Annotated in this window: 16 protein-coding genes and 2 tRNA genes; 8 read left to right on the forward strand and 10 right to left on the reverse strand. The window is 43.4% G+C overall.

From position 1 onward, the window contains the following. Nucleotides 1-8: 8 nt before the first annotated feature. Nucleotides 9-398, forward strand: a complete 390-nt coding sequence (locus tag AOB57_RS07965; RefSeq protein ID WP_054299875.1) for a molybdopterin dinucleotide binding domain-containing protein — start codon at nt 9-11, stop codon at nt 396-398. 2 nt (nt 399-400) lie between these two features. Then, nucleotides 401-1,702 (forward strand): formylmethanofuran dehydrogenase subunit B, encoded by a 1,302-nt coding sequence (locus AOB57_RS07970; protein WP_054299604.1) that lies wholly within the window; start codon nt 401-403, stop codon nt 1,700-1,702. A gap of 147 nt (nt 1,703-1,849) precedes the next feature. Here AOB57_RS07970 and AOB57_RS07975 read toward each other — a convergent pair whose 3' ends face one another. The 7 genes from AOB57_RS07975 to AOB57_RS08005 form a co-directional block, all read right to left on the reverse strand. After that, nucleotides 1,850-2,764 (reverse strand): Rossmann-like domain-containing protein, encoded by a 915-nt coding sequence (locus tag AOB57_RS07975; protein ID WP_226999439.1) that lies wholly within the window; start codon nt 2,762-2,764, stop codon nt 1,850-1,852. Next, nucleotides 2,761-3,555, reverse strand: coding sequence for a beta/alpha barrel domain-containing protein (locus tag AOB57_RS07980; RefSeq protein ID WP_054299603.1), 795 nt, complete (start codon nt 3,553-3,555; stop codon nt 2,761-2,763). The genes AOB57_RS07975 and AOB57_RS07980 overlap by 4 nt, the downstream gene beginning before the upstream one ends. Before the next feature lie 67 nt (nt 3,556-3,622). Further along, nucleotides 3,623-4,711, reverse strand: a complete 1,089-nt coding sequence (locus AOB57_RS07985) for an ATP-binding cassette domain-containing protein (protein WP_054299602.1) — start codon at nt 4,709-4,711, stop codon at nt 3,623-3,625. After that, entirely contained in the window at nt 4,708-5,514 is an 807-nt protein-coding gene (locus AOB57_RS07990; protein WP_082384300.1) for an ABC transporter permease, read from the reverse strand. The genes AOB57_RS07985 and AOB57_RS07990 overlap by 4 nt, the downstream gene beginning before the upstream one ends. Beyond that, nucleotides 5,502-6,284, reverse strand: coding sequence for a molybdate ABC transporter substrate-binding protein (modA, locus tag AOB57_RS07995; protein ID WP_226999440.1), 783 nt, complete (start codon nt 6,282-6,284; stop codon nt 5,502-5,504). Before modA ends, AOB57_RS07990 begins: the two co-directional genes overlap by 13 nt. 321 nt (nt 6,285-6,605) lie before the next feature. Next, nucleotides 6,606-6,678: transfer RNA gene (locus AOB57_RS08000), tRNA-Gln, on the reverse strand. Between the two features lie 1,413 nt (nt 6,679-8,091). After that, complete coding sequence (locus AOB57_RS08005) at nt 8,092-8,283, reverse strand: hypothetical protein (RefSeq protein WP_054299600.1); 192 nt, start codon at nt 8,281-8,283, stop codon at nt 8,092-8,094. A gap of 150 nt (nt 8,284-8,433) precedes the next feature. Here AOB57_RS08005 and AOB57_RS08010 point away from each other — a divergent pair, with 150 nt between their 5' ends. The 3 genes from AOB57_RS08010 (at nt 8,434) to AOB57_RS08020 (ending at nt 11,272) form a co-directional block, all read left to right on the forward strand. Beyond that, complete coding sequence (locus AOB57_RS08010) at nt 8,434-8,571, forward strand: hypothetical protein (protein ID WP_167829578.1); 138 nt, start codon at nt 8,434-8,436, stop codon at nt 8,569-8,571. A 6-nt stretch (nt 8,572-8,577) separates the two neighbouring features. Further along, nucleotides 8,578-8,799 carry a hypothetical protein gene (locus tag AOB57_RS14525; protein WP_226999441.1) on the forward strand — a complete coding sequence of 74 codons (222 nt, stop codon included), beginning with the start codon at nt 8,578-8,580 and terminating at the stop codon, nt 8,797-8,799. A gap of 364 nt (nt 8,800-9,163) precedes the next feature. Beyond that, nucleotides 9,164-11,272, forward strand: coding sequence for a methyltransferase domain-containing protein (locus AOB57_RS08020; protein WP_054299599.1), 2,109 nt, complete (start codon nt 9,164-9,166; stop codon nt 11,270-11,272). 77 nt (nt 11,273-11,349) lie between these two features. Here AOB57_RS08020 and AOB57_RS08025 read toward each other — a convergent pair whose 3' ends face one another. Then, nucleotides 11,350-12,444 (reverse strand): OBG GTPase family GTP-binding protein, encoded by a 1,095-nt coding sequence (locus AOB57_RS08025; RefSeq protein WP_054299598.1) that lies wholly within the window; start codon nt 12,442-12,444, stop codon nt 11,350-11,352. A 424-nt stretch (nt 12,445-12,868) separates the two neighbouring features. Next, on the reverse strand, nt 12,869-14,797 hold the full coding sequence (locus AOB57_RS08030) for a molybdopterin biosynthesis protein (protein WP_054299597.1): 1,929 nt from the start codon (nt 14,795-14,797) through the stop codon (nt 12,869-12,871). 435 nt (nt 14,798-15,232) lie between these two features. Between AOB57_RS08030 and AOB57_RS08035 the strand changes: the two genes are divergently transcribed. Next, entirely contained in the window at nt 15,233-16,120 is an 888-nt protein-coding gene (locus AOB57_RS08035; protein WP_054299596.1) for a protease inhibitor I42 family protein, read from the forward strand. Between the two features lie 100 nt (nt 16,121-16,220). On the opposite strand, the gene AOB57_RS08040 is transcribed toward AOB57_RS08035, so the two are convergent. Then, complete coding sequence (locus AOB57_RS08040; protein ID WP_054299595.1) at nt 16,221-16,412, reverse strand: hypothetical protein; 192 nt, start codon at nt 16,410-16,412, stop codon at nt 16,221-16,223. A 240-nt stretch (nt 16,413-16,652) separates the two neighbouring features. Between AOB57_RS08040 and AOB57_RS08045 the strand changes: the two genes are divergently transcribed. Next, nucleotides 16,653-16,727, forward strand: a tRNA-Met gene (locus AOB57_RS08045). 246 nt (nt 16,728-16,973) lie between these two features. Beyond that, nucleotides 16,974-18,305 carry a signal recognition particle protein Srp54 gene (locus AOB57_RS08050; RefSeq protein ID WP_054299594.1) on the forward strand — a complete coding sequence of 444 codons (1,332 nt, stop codon included), beginning with the start codon at nt 16,974-16,976 and terminating at the stop codon, nt 18,303-18,305. The last annotated feature ends 44 nt before the right edge of the window (nt 18,306-18,349 follow it).

The raw sequence follows: 18,349 nt of genomic DNA on the forward strand, positions 1-18,349 counted from the left end.
TGAGAGATATGGAAGTATTACTCATTACCGGAAGTACAATTGACGAGGGCAGGCTTGCCAAAGGTGGGGATAAATTCACGGATGACTACACTAAGGAATGTGCATGCTGCTGGATTTCCCCTGCTGATTTTGTATCACTCTGTTCCCCTGATAAAGTGAAAGTAACAAGTGGGAATGGAAAACATTCTGTTGTTGTTTATACCAGATGTACTGATTCAGTCCAGCCAGGACAGGTTTTCATGCCAAGGGCTATCTGGTCGAATATTGTCATTGATCCCGATACCCTTTCTACAGGATCTCCACTCTATAAGGGCGCCCCAGTGACAATTGAGCCCAGTGAAGAAGAAGTTCTTAGTGCCGAAGATGTAGTGTTGAAAGTTTATATCGGAGGGCAGTAAGTATGATTTACAAAAACATAGTCTGTCCTGTCTGCGGGGCAGCCTGTGATGATATCCAGGTTGAATTCGGAGACGGAAAGATAGAAGCCAAAAATGCATGTAAAATGGGAAATGCCAAATTTCAGGAGGTTGTGAGTTCCCACAGGCTAAGGCAGCCCCTTATGAAAACTGAGGGAAAATTGTCGCCTGCCGCCTGGGATAAAGCTCTTGAAAAAGCTGCCGACATTCTTGTTTCGGCAAAGCGACCCCTGCTTTTCATGGGGAGCGAAACCTCATGCGGAGCCCATGAAATCGGGCTCAAGATAGGGGAATACCTTGGTGCTATTGTTGACTCCAATGCTACAATCTGCCACGGACCAACCGCTATGGGAATCCAGGAATCAGGAAAAGTCGGTGCAACTGAAGGTCAGAAGAAAAACAGGGGGGATCTAATAGTTTATTGGGGAACCAATCCTCTTGAATCCATGCCAAGGCAGATGTCAAGATACGCAGTTTTCCCGCGTGGTTACTGGACAAAACGCGGGCGTTTCGACAGGACTGTTATCACTGTGGATCCAAGAAGAACTCCAACTGCTGTAGCTTCCGACCTGCATGTCCAGCTTAAACCCAATTCGGATTACGAACTTATCAGTGCACTTCTTACTCTGCTGCACGGGAAAACTCCTCACCCTTCAGTGGAAGAGATAACAGGAGTCCCAATCTGTGTCATGGAAGAAATGCTGGATATGATGAAGAACTGCAACTTCGGGGCAATATCAGTAGGTCTTGGTCTTTCCTCCTCTATTGGAAAGCATAGAAACGCTGAAATTGCCATGAATCTCGTAAAGGAGCTGAACAACTACGCAAAGTTCACTCTTGGAGCTCTTCGCGGCCACTGTAACGTGGCAGGCTTCAACCAGGTTGCTTCCTACATGTACGGTTACCCCTTCGGGCTTGACTTCACACGCGGATACCCACGTTACAACCCCGGGGAATTTACAACCGTGGACTTGCTGCGGGAAAAAGATGTGGATGCAGCTCTTGTGATGTGCGCTGATCTTGTCTGCCACATCCCTGCAGATTGCGCTTCTTACCTCGCCAAAATTCCAATGGTCTGCCTGGATATTGCTCCCTGCCCGACCACGGCTGCTTCGGATGTCGTGCTTCCTGGGGTCATTGATGCCATGGAATGTGATGGGACTTTCTACAGGCTAGATGATGTGGCTGTGCACTTTGAACCTTTTACGAGTTCGCCTTTTGAGTTCACAAAGAGCAATGAGGATACTTTGAAACAGCTCTTTGAGAAGATAAAAGCAAGGAAGTAAAAGTTGCAGTTCTCTTTCTGCACCGAAAGAAAAAATACTGAAAAAAGTGATTTCTTTATTTAAAATGGAATGTATGACATCTCTTACATTCCAAATCTTTTTTACAATTCCCGGCTTTTCTTAAAGTTACTTCTTACAACATTTATGTCATTTTATAACATTTATGTCATTTTTTCTGAACGCAACCTTTTCCCCACAGTACTGGTGCAGTTTTTTCGTACCTCCAGCTTCACTTACCACCGTAAGCATTGTTAAGGGATCAAAGATTCTGGTACCCATTATTGCAGTAATCTCTCTCTCGAAAAACGGGGTAGGGTAAAGAGGGGCGCTTGGACCGAGCAGGATTACTTCCCTTGCTGCCCCCCGGAGGGAGAGGAGTTCGTCAAAAGTCCTGTTGGCTAGAGTACTTGCACTGAGGATGATTATATCTGACACAGGGAAGATTTCTCTGGCTTTTCCCGAGGGCAGGGTTCTGGTTTGAGGAGCTTCGATTTCACGCTTTTCAAGGACTGTGAGTTTATTGGTTACTTTCAGGATTTTGGGGATAAGAGGTCCAAAATAACCTACCATTGCAACTCGATCTTCAGGTTTTATAAGGTCAAGGGCATCCAGGTTTGAGATGGGAAAGTTCTCAGGTTTAAGATCCCATAGCATGTGGGAAAGCGCATTTGCAGTTGCAATCCCGATTGCAGCTTCAAGAGGGTTTTCTGACAGGGCAAATTCAAGCAGTTTATCAGCGGTTTTACCTTTCAGAAAGCCCGCAAAACCAAGGGCAGGGCAGCAGGAAAACTCGTAAAGAGGAGTGCAGACGACGCCTCCGTAACCGTTTGAGAGCAGGACTCCGGTATATGCGAGCCCTATTCTGATATCCTTTACTTCGATTTTCTCAAGGGCAGAACCCAGATCATTTTTCAGAGCATTTACAAGGGCTGGCAGGATTTCAGTTTCTTCTTTTCCCTCTCTTTTAATTCCATTTTTTACATTTTTTCCTTCTCTTTTTGGAGGTTTTGCCCCACCAAGGTGCTCTGTTTCCGACATCGTTTCACCTATCATTTTTTTCATCGGACCCTTTCGATCTTAGTTGTAAAATCAAGAGGATTTGCATAATAGGGAGCGCTTATAACAATAATATCGACAAAAGGAGCATATTCAGGGATACTCTCCGCTTCAATTCCACCCACTGCAAGCTCAAGTTTAGGATTGAGTTTCTTAAGTTTGGGTCCCAGTTCCTGCAGTTCCTCCGGGGAAAGGTGGTCAAGGAGCATTATATCTGCCATCTCGGCATATTTGAACGCTTCTTCCCTGGTTCTGGGCTCGATTTCGATCTTTTTAAGGGCTCTGAGTTTACCCAGCTCTCCGGCGACTTCCAGGTGATTCTGGCTGATCTGGATGGAATCGCTGAGGGAGTTTCGGTGAATATCTCCTCCACCTGCCCGGACAGCTTTAAGCTCGAATATCCGGGATCCGGGATGAGTTTTCCGGCTTGTTGCAAGGACAAGGTCAGGGTTTGCCTTTCGTCCTGCGCTCACGAAAGAAGCGGTTTTTGTGGCAATAGCACACATCAGGGAAAGAAAGGTCTGGGAAACCCTCCAGAATTTGAACAAAAGTTTGAGATCTCCTTCAGCTTCGAAAATTATATCTCCTGCTTTGAAGTTGTCGCCATCCTTGAGGTAAAGCAGGCACCTCAAGCCTTTTCTTTCAAAATAATCAGCAAGATCACCGGCGCAAGCACAGATTCCATTTTCTCTCGTAATAATCTTTATTTTCCCAATACCATATAATCTTAGCAGTTCCACACTCTCGTCCTGATAAGGGCAGTCCTCGTAAAAATAGAACTCAAAAAGGTCTATCATGATTTACCTCATAGATTTTTTGTTTTTACTTTTCTATTTCCTTCCTGCTGGTTTTCCTGTGAATCATTTACTTCCAATCAGTCCGTATCCCTGTCCTGCTAATTATTCTGGCATTTGAGGCTTTGAATATGGCATAGATTTCTCTACCTGGTTCTAGATCAAGGATTTCGCATGATGTTGGTGTAATTACTACTTTGATTTCAGTACTCCCTATTACTACTTCTACCACAACAAGATGCTCTTTTTTGAGAATTCCTGAAACTTTTCCTCTTAAAGTGTTCCGGGCTGAACTCTCCACCGCTGTCCGGGCAAGAATAATTTCTTCCGGACGGACAGAGACTGTAACCTTCTCCCCGGGCTCAGCCAGGTCTGCAGAGTAGACCTCCAGACCTTCGACTTCGAGTACTGTGAGTTTTCCTCTTCGAGACTTTACCTCTCCTTTTATCACATTTGTGCCAAGGAATTCTGCAACAAAGTCAGGAGACGGTCTCCTAAATACAGTATCAGGGTCTCCTTCCTGCATCACCTCACCTTTTCTAATTACTATTACTCTGTTTGCCAGCATCCATATATCTTCAAAGTCATGAGTAACATGCAGTACAGTGGTGCGGTATTCGTGAATTGCTTTTTTCAGCAGACCCCGAAGTTTCTCCCGGGTTCTGGTATCGAGAGCGCTGAAAGGTTCATCAAGCAGGAGCAGTTTTGGTCTGACCACAAGGCTTCTTGCAAGGGCTACTCTCTGCTTCTCACCGCCACTCAAGGTTGCTGGTTTTCTGTGCAGAAGTCCACCAATTCCCAGGATTTCTGTTATTTGCCTGATTTCAGCCTCAACCTGTTTTTCGTTCCTGAGCTTCTTCCTCAGAGCATATGCTATGTTCTCGAAAACGTTCATATGTGGAAAAAGCATGTGATCCTGATACACTATGCTAATTTGCCTCTTATCAGGAGAAAAGGCAGTTATCTCTCCTCCCTCAAGCAAAATCTTGCCTTTTTCAGGTGCGTAAAACCCTATTATGGTCTCAAGCAGGAGGGTTTTGCCACTGCCGGAAGGGCCTATAAGCGCAACATAATCCCCTTTCTCAGCCCTGAAGTCTACATTATTGAGCTCGAAGCCTCCGACATCAAGGCAAAGGTCCCTAATTTCGAGAAAACTCACAGCTTTCCTCCTTCAAGCCTCTCAAAGCTTAGAATTGCAAGAAAAGCAATTATCATTAGTAAAATTCCGCTTGTAATCGCCATTTCAAGGTTTCCATAGGAAATATTCAGGTAAAGGGTTACTGGCAGGACTTCGGTATACATGTACGACCCTCCCGCAAGGACAAGCACGGCTCCAAACGACCCTATGCAGCGAGCAAAGGTGATAATTGCAGAGGCAAAAAGTCCACTTCGTGCCATGGGAAGGGTAATTTTTCTGAAGGTCTCGAACTCTCCATATCCGAAACTCCTTGAGACCTGCTCATACCTTGGGCTAATACCTTCAAATGTAGAGTAAACAATTTTGACTGCATAAGGAAAGGCGATAAAGAACTGTGCAACTATTATTCCTAACCTGCTAAAGGTCACATTAATTCCGAGAGTTTCAAGAGCAGGACCGAGAAAATTCTGTCCAAAGAGGAGAAGAAGAGCCAGACCCATCACCAGTTCCGGAAATGCCATTGGAAGCCCGAGAACTGTTTTTATCAGGGTTTTCCCGGGAAAGGTGAAGCGTGAGAGAGCGTAAGCTGTAGGCACGGAACAGCACATGACCAGAAGAGTTGAAAATGAGGCTGTCAGCATAGAGAGTTTCACGGAGTAAATTATCTCTTCCGAAAGCAGAGATGAGAGAAACTCTGAGGGTTTAAGGGCAAAAAACATAGTTCCAACAGTTGAGAATAATAATATTGCAAAGAAACAGGCAATCCCCACTGTTGCACTCTTGAATAAGGAGCGATTTACGGAGTGACTCTTTACAAAGCGCATGGTTCAAAGCCCCATTTTTCCCAAGTCTCTGTCGCTTCCTCTCCTGAAATATAAGCGTTGAAAGCCTCTGCAAGTTCAGGGTCCTCAGTATACACAGAAACTGCTGTGGGTATGGTTTTGATCTCGTTTTTCTCTTCAGGGATCGGGATCAATTGGATTTTTCCATTGGCTTCTCCCCAGTTTGCCATATCTTCCCAGATAATTGTTGCATCTACCTCTCCGGAAACAACATAGATAAGAAGCTGGTTTACCGTTGCAGTCCAGACGATTGTATTATTCTTGATTTCAGGAAGGATACCTGCCTGTGAACAGATTATTTCCGAAACTTTGCCTATTGCAGGTCCTTTCGGGTCTCCGAGAGCAAGCTTTGTACCGGGTTTTGCCAGGTCTTTAATTCCGGTCACGTTTGCAGGGTTTCCTTTAGGAACCGCAATCGCAGGGACGTGAAAGGTCACGTTTTTTACGCTCTCATTGAAAACATAGTGTCTGTTCATGGCCTGCTCGGTGTAATAGTAGTCGCCGGGGATGAAAATATCGCATTCCTTTGAAGCCAGAGTTCCAAATATTTCGGCACTTCCTCCGTAACGGACCTGAACTTTTGCTCCGGTCTCATTTTCGAAATTTCCAATTAATTCATTCATTGGCTTTATCAGCCCTGCTCCGGCGCAAACAGTGATTTGTCTTCCCTCAAAAGCATTCTTGCTTTCTCCAGAAACGGATACTGAAGGTTCTTTCTCAATGCATCCCGAGATGGGCAACATTGAAATCATAATCAGCAATAGGAGAAACATACATAGACCTTTCGAACACGTTTTTTTCTTGCAGGCTTTTTTCATACAGACACCTTTTTCAGTATGGAGTTTAACTGTTATGTTTGAACATACATAACGGTTAATAAAGGTTTTTCTACAAACCAAGAATTTAACAATATTATAGAACAGTCTTATGCCTTCACAGGGCCGTTTTAGAAATCTCTCCAGCGTCCCTGTTATTGGGCAGCACTTGTTAGAGAATAAACGCCAGGGCTCACTTTGATTATGATTTTTTTCGAAAAAATTAGTATTTGATTAAAGTTATTAAAAATATTCATATAGTCCTGAGCGGATTCGAACCGCTGTCCCGGGCTCCAAAGGCCCGAAGGATTGACCACTACCCTACAGGACTGCACGTTAAGGCTTTTACTTATAGATTAATTCATGTACTTAATTTTTGTGCCAGCTCGGGACTCTTTCGTGTTAATTTTTCCAGCCAGCTCCCTTTCTCTATATTTCCATCTTTTCTTTCTACATTTGCGCTTTGTATTAATTTTCCTTTAAGACTCTCAATCTCTTTATATTTATGAGTACAGTTCTTTCATGGCTTTGAAATATTTTCTACGAGACTGCTTTTCGCTTGCAAGCAATTTTTCAGATAATAAATTTAAAATAATTTATTTCATTACTATATTGTGGAGCTGAAAGAGAAAGGGTATGATCGAATAGCGAAGTAGTGGGTTGTGACAGAATTGCCCGGGAGCTGGCTGTTCTTGCTTCAGGATATGTTTGATGGGAGCAGATTCCGGAAGCGGCTGTAGTGGGGGATACAGTAATGAACCAAATGCTCCCGGGCTTCTCTTCTTACCAGGATCTCAAGTCTCTTTGATAGTTTTTTAAATAACTTTTAATTTCGATTCTCTCTTTAATTTTAACAACTTTTTCTTAATTTTTCCCCTCTTAATAACTCTTCTTGTTTTCATATAACTTTAACTTTTATTTAGAAATCTTAAAAAGCATTCTTTACTTTTTCCTATCTTATTCTGTTTTTATCTTTTCCTACCTTATTTTGTTTTTATCTTTTCCTATCTTATTCTATTTTTATCTTATTCTGTTATTTCCGCTGTGACTTCCAGTACAGAGGGTTATTCTACTCCATATTCTCACCTCATGGTTCCAAAACATATTTTTGAGTAATTTTTATCTTTGCTGAGTCTTTTTCAGCATTTCGAAAAGCTGGAGATTTCTTTGAAGATTTTTATTGAAATTTCCAGTCAAATCATGAGATTCAAATTACTCCATGTTCAAACTTTTTACTACTGGATTCTATTTTCAAGGCTTATTAATCCCCGGCTAATGCTAAAAACTCGTTTAATCCGAAATTATGCTTCGATTTTAAAACTTTCTATGCGATGGCATTTTTCGTTTGAGACTAATTTTTGATATAATTAATTTAAAATAATTATGGGGACAATCATACACTGTAGTTGGGAGAGACAGAACGAGTGAGTAACGGGTATGAATAAGTTGTAAAGAATTGCCCGAGAGCTTTTGGTCCTGTTCTGAATCATATGCTTGGGGGAGCGTATCTTCGGGGCAACCGTATCGGGGGCTGCGGTAAGGGACATAAGGCTTTCGGGCTTTTTCTTACTCTTCTTTAATTTCCTCTTTTAATTTATGTTTTCCTTATTTCGCTATAATTCTATTAACGGTTTTTACCATATCTTATCAGAATTCTGTCAAAGGTTTCGCTTTTGGATGGTATTTGCAGTCATCTCTCTTTATATGCAGTTTTCTATAAGCCCAAAAATCCGTGATTCTCAATTCAATAGAATACAACTCTCGAAAATCCCTGGGACAGCTCTTCTCCCAGGAATTTTTCTATTTCCTTTTTGAGGTTCTCAATAGCTTCTTCGATGGTATTACCCTTGCAAATTATATCAGCTTCAGGACAGATTGAAACAAAGAAATCCTGTTCCTGACGGATAGTTGCAGAAAATGGAAACCAGATCGTCACACTTTAAGATATCTATCAGTCCACTTTTAAGGATTTCTGTTCTCCCTGTCCTTTAAAACTGTTTTCTTGCAAAATTTCTCCGAGCGCAGGAATTTTTATACTTAATCGGGCATCAAATTCTAAATTTATGTCACCAGATTTGTGGGTCCTATGATTACGCAGTATATTGTGTCCTATCCTGTGTCTTTACCTGACCTCTCAGTACTTATTCTTCTGGGCGTCTTTGTACTCACACTCAGGCAGGTCGGGTCTTTAAGGTTGTTAGCAGAAGGCATATTGAGATCGTAAGAAACATTGACTGGGCAACTCTCGTTTTTTCGTTTCAATATTTGTGCTAATGCAAAACGTGTGGGTTTCCGGAAATGCCAGGAACTGCTTGCAAGGATGTCTCCGCAGTTAGGCTCTGTATCAATGATCCTTGTGCTCAGTATTGGACTTAGCCAGCTAATTTCTAATGTCCCCTTTGTTGCGCTCTATCTGCCTGCCAGGGGAGTACAGTTTCTCAGGGACAGTTGATGGCTCTTGCTGCTGGAAGTACAATTGCAGGAAACCTTTTGATTCTGGGGACTGTGAGCAACGTTATTATCCAGAATGCGGAAAAAGAGAGAAAAACTATTTCATTTGCCGAATTCTCTAGAATTGGGATCCTAATAACAATTTTAGATACTATTATCCATTTTATCTTTCTCTAACTTTTAAAAGCCATAAATAATCTTATAATAAAATTAAAAGGCTTAATCTAGCCGTAAACCAAATTTAAAGGTTTAATAATTTTTATTAGACCTACCTTTCCCCTTGAAGGAGTATATAAAAGGCTCAACCCTCCGATAAACTTGATATACTCAAAACACATACACTTTTTTTTGGAAGATATGAGATCATGACCCAGAATAATTCAGATTCAAATACCAGATGCAGGCGTGTCCGGTGCACCGTACAGAAGAAGACCTTTGGGCCTGTTGAAGACCTTGAGACCTATGTCCGGTCCGACTGGTGGCAGACTCTTTTTAACTCCCTTTACCTTAAGACCGATGCTGATCTTCTGGATGATATTGAAGTTACCAGGAAAGAGGTCGATCTCATTGTCTCAATTTTGGGAGTGACCCCTGAAGAAAGAATTCTTGATCTTTGCTGTGGACAGGGAAGGCATGTGCTTGAACTGGCAAAAAGGGGGTTTTCAAACGTTGAGGGATATGACAGATCCCAGTACCTTATAAGGAAAGCCAGAACCCGAGCACGAAAAGACAACCTGCAGGTCAGGTTCAGGGAAGGGGATGCAAGAAAACTTCCTTACCCTTCTGATACTTTTGATGTAGTTACTATCCTGGGCAACAGTTTTGGCTACTTTGATTCAACGCTTCAGGATCGAAAGGTTCTTGAAGAGATTTTCCGAGTTCTGAAGCCCGGTGGCAGGGTTTTCTTTGATGTCATGGATGGGGACCATATGAAAAAGAGTTTCCAGCCCAGATCCTGGGAATGGCTGGACAGGAAATATTTTGTCTGCAGGGAGAGAGCTCTTTCTACAGATGGGGATCGACTGATATGCAGAGAAGTTATAAGCCGTATTGACAGAGGGGTAATTGCAGACCAATTTTATGCTGAACGCTTATACAACAAGGAAAGCCTTTTTGAACTGCTTACCGCCTCAGGGTTTAGCAACCTCACTTTCCATACTACTTTCAGCCCGGTATCTGAAGGCACTCAGGATGCAGGCATGATGGGACAGAGAGTTCTTGTCTCGGCTTCCGTTGAAAAACCATGGTCTCCTTCTCTCCAGGCAACCTGGAGTAAAAAGCCAATGAATATTGCAGTCTTGCTTGGAGACCCGAGAAAAGAAGATCAGGTAAAGCCTGCCTGTGTATTCGATGATGATGATTTCGATACGCTTGAGAGAATGAAAAAGGCACTCTCTGAAATTCCCTTCATGAGATTTACTTTCCTTGACAGGCATGAAACGCTGCTGGAGGATCTGAAGAAGAAAGCATCGAAAATTGATCTTGTACTTAATCTCTGTGATGAGGGATTTTATAACGATCCCACAAAAGAGCTCCATATTCCGGCTTTGCTTGAACAGCTCAACATCCCGTATACAGGGGCAGGCCCTCAATGTCTTGCCTTTTGTTATGACAAATCCATTATAAGGGGAGTTGCCCGAGAGATGCGCATTCCTGTAGCAAAGGGAATGCTTGTAAATGCAGATTCGGATCTTTCAAAGCTTTCTCTATCTTTCCCCCTGTTCGTGAAACCTAATTCAGGAGATTCAAGTTTTGGGATTACACAGAAAAGCATTGCCCATAACCGTGAGAAGCTTCTGGAGATTCTTGCGGCAATCCGGGAAAAAATGGGTTCGGATAGACTTTTCCTGCTCGAAGAGTTCCTTCCCGGGAAAGATATCAGTGTTGGTATTATTGGAAATCCGCCCAAATGTACCGTACTTCCTATTACGGAAGAAGACTACACGGCAGTGCCGGAAGAGCTTCCAAAAATCTGCGGCTATGAAGCCAAATGGCTTCCGGATTCTCCATACTGGAACATAAAATCCGTGCCTGCCAATCTCCCGGAAAAGACCAGAAAGGAAATTATTAAATCCTGTCTTGCTCTGTTCAGCAGGCTGGGCTGCCGGGATTATGCCCGCTTTGACTGGAGGCTTGATGCCAAAGGCAAACCCAGGCTGCTTGAAGTAAACCCCAATCCTGGCTGGTGCTGGGACGGTCACCTGGCAAAGATGGCAGCTTATGCTAATATCTCCTATTCGGGAATGCTCGCGGCTATCATCGAAGCTGCAAAGGAAAGATATGGTCTGGGAACTACCAGAAAAATCGAGCTCTCAAGAAAAATGCCTGAAACCACGTCCAGGAAAAGCCCGGCTGAATGTGCTGCCGAGTTTGAAGAAGAAATTGAAGCCAGCTCGATGAACTCCGAGAATGATCGGAAGAAAAGCGTTTTTTCAAACTCTCCCGATACATTACAGGTTTTCGAGGGCATATAAATTCAAAAAAAGCGCGGAATGAGAAAAGATTCGTTTTTCCTTTTCACACTCCGCTTTTCCCTTACTTTCGGATGCTTTTACTTCTGGATGATAATTGTAAGGATATCTTCATCCTGCATTCTATGGTCGAGACCGACTCTCTGCCCTGGATGCTTTGCAGATGTGCCCCAAACCTGGGCATAGCGGAACTTCCTGCGGAAATCCCTGTGCAGACGATCACAAATCTGACCGACGTTTGTCCCGCTCATAACAATTAGGGGCTCTTCCATATCTGCGGGCTGACCCTGAGGTTTTAAGTAAACTCGTATGAAACCTAGCCTGTCGTAAATGGCGTCTTTGAGAGTCTCGATATTAATGCCCTTATGAGCTGAAATAAAGATCGCGTTCGGGTATAATTCCCTGCACTCTTCAATCAGCTGAGGGTAAGCCAGATCAACCTTATTGATAGCGATAAGGGATCTGACATAACTGCGGTTGTTCAGGATAACATCGATAAGCTGATCAACCGTTATATTTTCTCTTATGAGCACGCTGGCGTTATGGATTTTGTACTCATCTAGTACAGCCTTGATAGTTTCATCATCCAGGTCGAGATCAATGGTTGAATTGATCTCAATTCCGCCCCTATCTTTCTTCTTGATTACCACATCAGGGGGCTCCTCATCTATACGAATGCCAGCCTGGTAAAGTTCGTTCATAAGCACTTCGTAATGCTTGGGCTGAAAAACGTCGAGCAAAAATATAACCATATCGGAGTTTCTGATAACTGATATAACCTCTTTTCCGCGCCCACGTCCTGATGACGCACCTTTTACAAGCCCTGGCACGTCAAGGAACTGGATTGTTGCTCCTTTGTGCTCAAGCACACCTGGCACAACTGTGAGAGTGGTAAACTCGTATGCTCCCACTGCGGACTTGGCACCCGTGATTTTGTTCAGAAGCGTAGATTTTCCTACTGATGGAAAACCTACAAGGGTTACAGTTCCATCTCCTGATTTTCTGACCGAGTACCCATCTCCCCCTCCTTTTGCCGAGGCTTTCTTTTCAGCCTCATCTCGAAGCCGGGCTATCTTGGCTTTGAGGCGGCCTATGTGATGGGAAGTCGCCTTATTGTACTGGGTCTTTCGAATTTCGTCTTCGATTTCCCGTATTTGCTCCTGTATGCTGCTCATCTGGAACCTGCCGATTTAAGGACTGAAGAAATAATTTTTATTATTGCTTGAAAAAGAAACCGCATCAAAGCAGTCTCCACAAACCTTTTTTGATCTAAAACAGATCCGTATCTGGATATTTATCTTGAATAGTTAAATGCAATATATATACCTATGGAGTGTTTTACTATAGCCTTTTCAAAAAAGGCTTGAGCGAAAACGGCGTGACGGCGTGGTCAAGCGGTGCACGGTTGGTGATCAACCGGCGCTATGGTTGTGCTTGACCAAAAAGCCTACTTAATCTTTTTTGCAGAAACCTCAAGATTATTTATATTTCTTAATAATTATAATAATATTTAAAGCTTATTGAAGTTTGTTTGATAAACGTTTCTTATACCGAAATTTATTCAAAGGAACTGCCTTTTATCAACGGAAATCTTCTTTTTTATTCAAAAGAGATTATTTCTCCTGTTCTTTCGTACACGTGCAACCCTTTGGGAAGCTTTGAAGCGAATTTGGCAGAGTTAAGTATTTCCAGGAATTTGCGGATTTCGGGAGTTTCCAACATTTCGTTTCTTATAAGAAAATCATAATCTTCTTCTGCAAACTTTACGAATTTGAGGCAGTTCTTCTCAGCACAGTTTCTTATCCCAACGCCTGCTTCAGCTTTTCCTGAAACAACTGCGTCACAGATGGCTACTTCCGATTTTGCTCCTGATGTATATCCCGGAATTGAGTCCGTAAATTCTTTTTTGCTAATTCCTTTTTCAGCTGCCAGTTCTGCAACTTTGAGGTCTAGAAGAGCTCTTGTGCCTGAACCAAGGTTCCGGTTGATCAAGCTTTTTCCCGGCAGGTCCGAGAGTTTGGTAATCGGGCTGTCCTGCCTGACAATTAATCCAACTTCCCGCCTGTATCCTTTCACCAGCACAACATCCGAGAGCCCCATATTCTCAATAGTAGGAGTGTTATACAGGATTTCATCCTTCTCTCTGGAATCGCGTGATGGCATGTTCACGCCTGCAATATCGGCAGTGTTTGAGGCAATTGCGCTGAAGCCACCACTTGAACCAGTATGAAGGGTTCTGAAACGAAGCCCGCTAAGGTCTTCAAGCAGATCAAGACCCGGGCAAAAGCCGCCCGCTATCAGGAGATCAGGTTTCTCGACATCCCCGAAAAGGGTCACCTCTACAGGAGTTCCCGCTTCAACAAATTCTGTACTTGATGGAATCTCGATAAAGCCATCAGCTCCGGAAAGAGAGGTTATGGCTCCAGATCCCCTATCTGCGGGATAGACCCGCTCCCTGACCAGACCTACAGGAAGAAGTTGCTGTCTTCCTTCGGAGCGGAAATTAGTACCCATAATTCCATTTTCTACTTTTTTAAGTTCGGTTTCGGCTCCAAGGGCTTTCCTGAGAAGAGGAGCAACAAATTCGTTAAAAATAATTAGCGCAGATGTTGGGTTTCCGGGAAGCCCTATTACCGGGACACCTTTTATTATGCCGATGATCACGGGCTTTCCAGGTTTTATATTAATCCCGTGGGCGAGAGTCTCCCCCATTTCATCTATCAAACGATACATTACATCCCCGGCTCCTGATGACGTGCTGCCAGATGTCAGGATCAGCGCACATTCCGAGACAGCGGTTTCAAGTGCCCTTCTCATAACTGTTTCATCGTCCTTTACAATCCCGTAAAGCACCGGGGAAGCCCCACACTCCTGCACTCCGGCGCATAAGGTGTAGGAATTTGCATCATATATCTGTCCCCTGGCCAGTTTTTCCCCGGGACTCACAAGCTCATCTCCTGTTGAGATTATTCCTACCTGCAGCTTAAGGACTGGAATGTCATTTTGACCTACAGACGCAAGCACCCCGATCTCTCTTGTTCCGAGCTTTCGCCCTGCCCTGAGCACACGTTCTCCTTTCAGGATGTCCGAACCTGCCTTCATTATATTCTCTCCCACAGTTACGGGCCTGTAAATGAACACAGTTCCGTTTTCCTCAGAGCTGTATTCAACCATAACAACGGAGTCAGCCCCTTCAGGAATAGGGGCTCCAGTTGCAATCTCCACAGCTTCCCCTGCCGATATTGTGAATCTGACATCGGAGCCTGCTGGAATATTCCCGAGCACTTTTAGCCCTGCTGGCTCAGTTTCACTACAGGCATAAGTATCCTCTGCTCTTAAGGCATAACCGTCCATTATTGCTCTTGCAAAGGGGGGCACATTGATCTCGGCGATGATATCCTCTGCAAGGATTTTACCGTGAACATTTTCAATGGCAAAATCTTCCTTTCCCGGAAGAACCTGCAGGCTGCTCATTATTTCCCGTGCCTTCTCTACAGAAATAAGTTTCCGAAATTCCTTGCGCTTCATAGAAATCCAATCCTGAGTCCCATCGACCTTAGATGAGTTTTTTTGTTTAATAGCATTTCCAGGTATGTTTTATACCTACTTTTTCCTTCAGAAAAGCATTGAAGGCAGGTTAGTTAAGAGATACCCTGATCGAAGAAGTTTTAAAAATCCCAGATAAGTCCAAATGGAAACGTGATCTACCCCTTCCTGCTTTCTGATGAGAACGAGAAAGAGGCTTCTTGCTTCATCTTCGTACTATACCGTTCGCAAGTCCACAAGCTAATCCTTACGTTCAATTGATAGACTTATTATCAAGTGAGAATTCAATGCAGTTTAAACCAGCGGAGAAGAAAAATCGACCTGCAAAGCTGCGAGTTGGATTGAAGTTTAAGCAAAAGATAAATCCGAACAGGCTCATCTTTTCATAAACCTATGAAAGAGAATAGGAGGGGAAAAATGAAAACTGCAACAAATAAAAAATTCTGGAAATATGCGAGGTTTTCTACAATCCTGTTTATGGTCTTTACAGTTGTTCTTTCCGGCTGTGTTGATGAGGGACAGGATGGAAATGGGTCGGAGAACATGGCAGACAATAGCCAGGGGACCAACGGTACAAACAATAGTCAGGAAACAGATGGGGAAGACTACGTTTACGGCACTGCAGACGTGGAGAATATTCAGATTTTAATTCTTGAATCTTTTCCTGTACAGGTACGGGTGATAGCAGAAGGTTACCTGCCTGATGGATGTACGGAAATAGACAAAATAAAGACTGAAAGAGAAAGAAATATCTTCAATGTCAGTATCAACACAAAACGCCCGAAAGATGCAATCTGTACGCGGACTATAGAGAGCTTTACGGAAACTATTCCCCTTGATGTCCAGGGACTCAAAGCAGGCAACTATACTGTAAATGTGAACGGAGTAAATGGATCCTTTGAGCTGGCGGTCGATAATATCATACAGGAAGAATTTCCAGGTCCTATTCCACCGGGACAACAGGTAGTAACTGAAGCTGACAACGGCACAAACATAAGCGTTGAAAATGGAGAGACTTTTTACCTGAGACTACCTGAAAACCCGTCTACAGGTTATCACTGGGAACTCAATCTGACTCAGGGACTGAATGTAACCTTGGGTCCCGATGATCGTCCGGGGAGATACTATCCTCCAGAACAACCTGAAGGAATCGAACAGCCTCTTGTAGGTGCAGGAGGGGTTCGCATATGGGAAATTAAAGCTGTGGCTGAAGGCGGTCAGCAAGTGACAGCAGTATATAAAAGACCCTCTGAGAACGAAACTGCAGAGGGAGGCACTTTCACACTTAATGTTGAGATTGCCTAAATTATCAGTTATCCTGCTCTTTCCACGATTTATCCGGTCCCAATGAAAAAGAGAAGGGCATTTTTAACTTCAGATGCTAGATTTCTCTCTTGCTGACACTTTAGAGGGGTTCCAGAGCCTGTTTGAGATCTTTAAGGCAACTCTCGCATATATAGGATGTGCCAATTTGAGTACATCCAAGAACTTCCGTATCTTCTCCCTTTTCTTTTTCCTCCTGACTTCCCGGATAACCTTCGCAGTAAATTCCACACTTCACTTCACAATAAGCTCCGCAGAACAAGCACCTTGACATACATATGATTTAGGATTCGGAATTTCAAATACGTTTCCGGAAAACCCTGAAAACATGAAAAAATAAGGGGAAAAAAGAGATTCGGATGAATTTGAAAAGTAGCGGGAATTCTTGAGAGAAACGCACCTATTTCTTGATAAATTTCTAAAGATCAGTGAATCCACCGAAAAGTATATATGCGATCGTTCGTATGTTGTGGTAGTTATCCCAGGCCAAGTGACCTGACAAATAAAACCCTGTAGCGGGGTGGGGTAGCCAGGAGATCCCGACGGGCTCATAACCCGTAGACCGATGGTTCGAATCCATCCCCCGCTATGATAAAATTCTTTTCTAGATTTATTATGTAATGATTTTTTTCAGATATTACCTTTTAAGATTTTCATCACCAGGCAACCTTTTTATAGCCGGTTACCGATTTTATATCTAGAATCCATTTACTTATCCCTTTTTCAAGCTATTAAAACTCAAGGCTTATTAAGGAAGGTTACTTTCTTACACACGGTCAAAGATGTGTGAGTATCTTCTCAAATATCCTCATAAACTGAGCAGGATGACTTTCATATGGTAATGGAAAAACTTGGAGACTCCTTACAGGGGGCGCTCAAGAAGCTGATCGGCGCGGGACGAATTGATGAGCGCACGGTCAATGAAGTAGTAAAGGATATCCAGCGAGCTCTGCTCCAGGCCGATGTCAATGTAAAACTTGTTATGGGAATGTCCCAGAAAATCAAAGAGCGTGCATTAAAAGAAGACCCTCCTGCAGGTATGAACCCGAGGGAGCATGTAGTCCGCATAGTATACCAGGAGTTAATGGGAATTATCGGCAAGGGAGCTGAAATCCAGCTCAAGCCGCAGACTATAATGATGGTTGGACTTCAAGGAAGTGGAAAAACTACCAGTACTGCAAAGCTTGCCCGCTACTTCCAGAGGAAAGGACTTAAAGCGGGAGTTATCGCTGCAGATACTTTCCGTCCTGGTGCATACCATCAGCTTAAAACCCTATGTGAAAAACTTAATGTAGCTTTCTATGGAGAAGAACACAATCCCGATGCCGTTGAAATCACAAGAAACGGACTCAAAGCCCTGGATAAATACGACGTAAAAATAGTGGATACTGCAGGGCGCCACGCCCTTGAAGCTGACCTAATAGATGAGATGGAACGGATCAACGCTGTTGCAAAGCCAGATCACAAGTTCATGGTTCTGGACGCAGGTATAGGACAGCAGGCAAGCCAGCAAGCTCATGCCTTTAATAATTCTGTCGGGATTACAGGCGTTATTATAACGAAGCTTGATGGAACCGCAAAAGGAGGCGGAGCCCTGTCTGCTGTTGCCGAAACAAAAGCACCTATTGCCTTCATTGGTGTAGGAGAGACATCGGAAGACTTTGAGAAATTCGAAGCTGACAGATTTATCTCAAGGCTTCTCGGCATGGGAGACCTCAAAAGCCTGATAGAGAAGGCTGAAGAGACCCTGACCGAAGAGGATGTGAATGTGGAAGCTCTAATGCAGGGACGCTTCACTCTCAAAGACATGTACAAGCAACTTGAAGCCATGAATAAGATGGGCCCGCTCAAACAGATAATGTCCATGCTCCCTATGGGAATGGGAGGATTAGGAGGTGTCAAGCTCTCAGATGAGATGTTCCAGGCTACAAGTGACAAGATGAAGAATTACAAGGTCATCATGGATTCCATGACAGAGGAAGAAATGAATGATCCAAAGCTCATAGGCGGTTCCCGAATAAAAAGGATCTCAAGAGGTTCAGGCTGCAGCCCTGAAGAAGTAAGAGAGCTTCTTAAATACCACAAAACTATGCAGACAGCTTTAAAAGGCTTTAGAGGCGGAAAATTCAATATTCAGAAAATGATGAAGAAAAAACTCGGGATGTAATTATCCCGATGTTATTTTTCACATTAAATAGCTTTTTATTACTT

Source organism: Methanosarcina flavescens (assembly GCF_001304615.2).
Classification (GTDB): Archaea; Halobacteriota; Methanosarcinia; order Methanosarcinales; family Methanosarcinaceae; genus Methanosarcina; species Methanosarcina flavescens.

What these genes read in the sequence shown, in the direction of transcription:
- AOB57_RS07965 (WP_054299875.1), top strand. Translation starts at nt 9, where the DNA reads ATGGAAGTATTACTCATTACCGGAAGTACAATTGACGAGGGCAGGCTT.
- AOB57_RS07970 (WP_054299604.1), top strand. Translation starts at nt 401, where the DNA reads ATGATTTACAAAAACATAGTCTGTCCTGTCTGCGGGGCAGCCTGTGAT.
- AOB57_RS07975 (WP_226999439.1), bottom strand. Translation starts at nt 2,764, where the DNA reads ATGAAAAAAATGATAGGTGAAACGATGTCGGAAACAGAGCACCTTGGT.
- AOB57_RS07980 (WP_054299603.1), bottom strand. Translation starts at nt 3,555, where the DNA reads ATGATAGACCTTTTTGAGTTCTATTTTTACGAGGACTGCCCTTATCAG.
- AOB57_RS07990 (WP_082384300.1), bottom strand. Translation starts at nt 5,514, where the DNA reads ATGCGCTTTGTAAAGAGTCACTCCGTAAATCGCTCCTTATTCAAGAGT.
- modA (WP_226999440.1), bottom strand. Translation starts at nt 6,284, where the DNA reads ATGATTTCAATGTTGCCCATCTCGGGATGCATTGAGAAAGAACCTTCA.
- AOB57_RS08010 (WP_167829578.1), top strand. Translation starts at nt 8,434, where the DNA reads ATGATTACGCAGTATATTGTGTCCTATCCTGTGTCTTTACCTGACCTC.
- AOB57_RS08020 (WP_054299599.1), top strand. Translation starts at nt 9,164, where the DNA reads ATGACCCAGAATAATTCAGATTCAAATACCAGATGCAGGCGTGTCCGG.
- AOB57_RS08025 (WP_054299598.1), bottom strand. Translation starts at nt 12,444, where the DNA reads ATGAGCAGCATACAGGAGCAAATACGGGAAATCGAAGACGAAATTCGA.
- AOB57_RS08030 (WP_054299597.1), bottom strand. Translation starts at nt 14,797, where the DNA reads ATGAAGCGCAAGGAATTTCGGAAACTTATTTCTGTAGAGAAGGCACGG.
- AOB57_RS08035 (WP_054299596.1), top strand. Translation starts at nt 15,233, where the DNA reads ATGAAAACTGCAACAAATAAAAAATTCTGGAAATATGCGAGGTTTTCT.
- AOB57_RS08040 (WP_054299595.1), bottom strand. Translation starts at nt 16,412, where the DNA reads ATGTCAAGGTGCTTGTTCTGCGGAGCTTATTGTGAAGTGAAGTGTGGA.
- AOB57_RS08050 (WP_054299594.1), top strand. Translation starts at nt 16,974, where the DNA reads ATGGTAATGGAAAAACTTGGAGACTCCTTACAGGGGGCGCTCAAGAAG.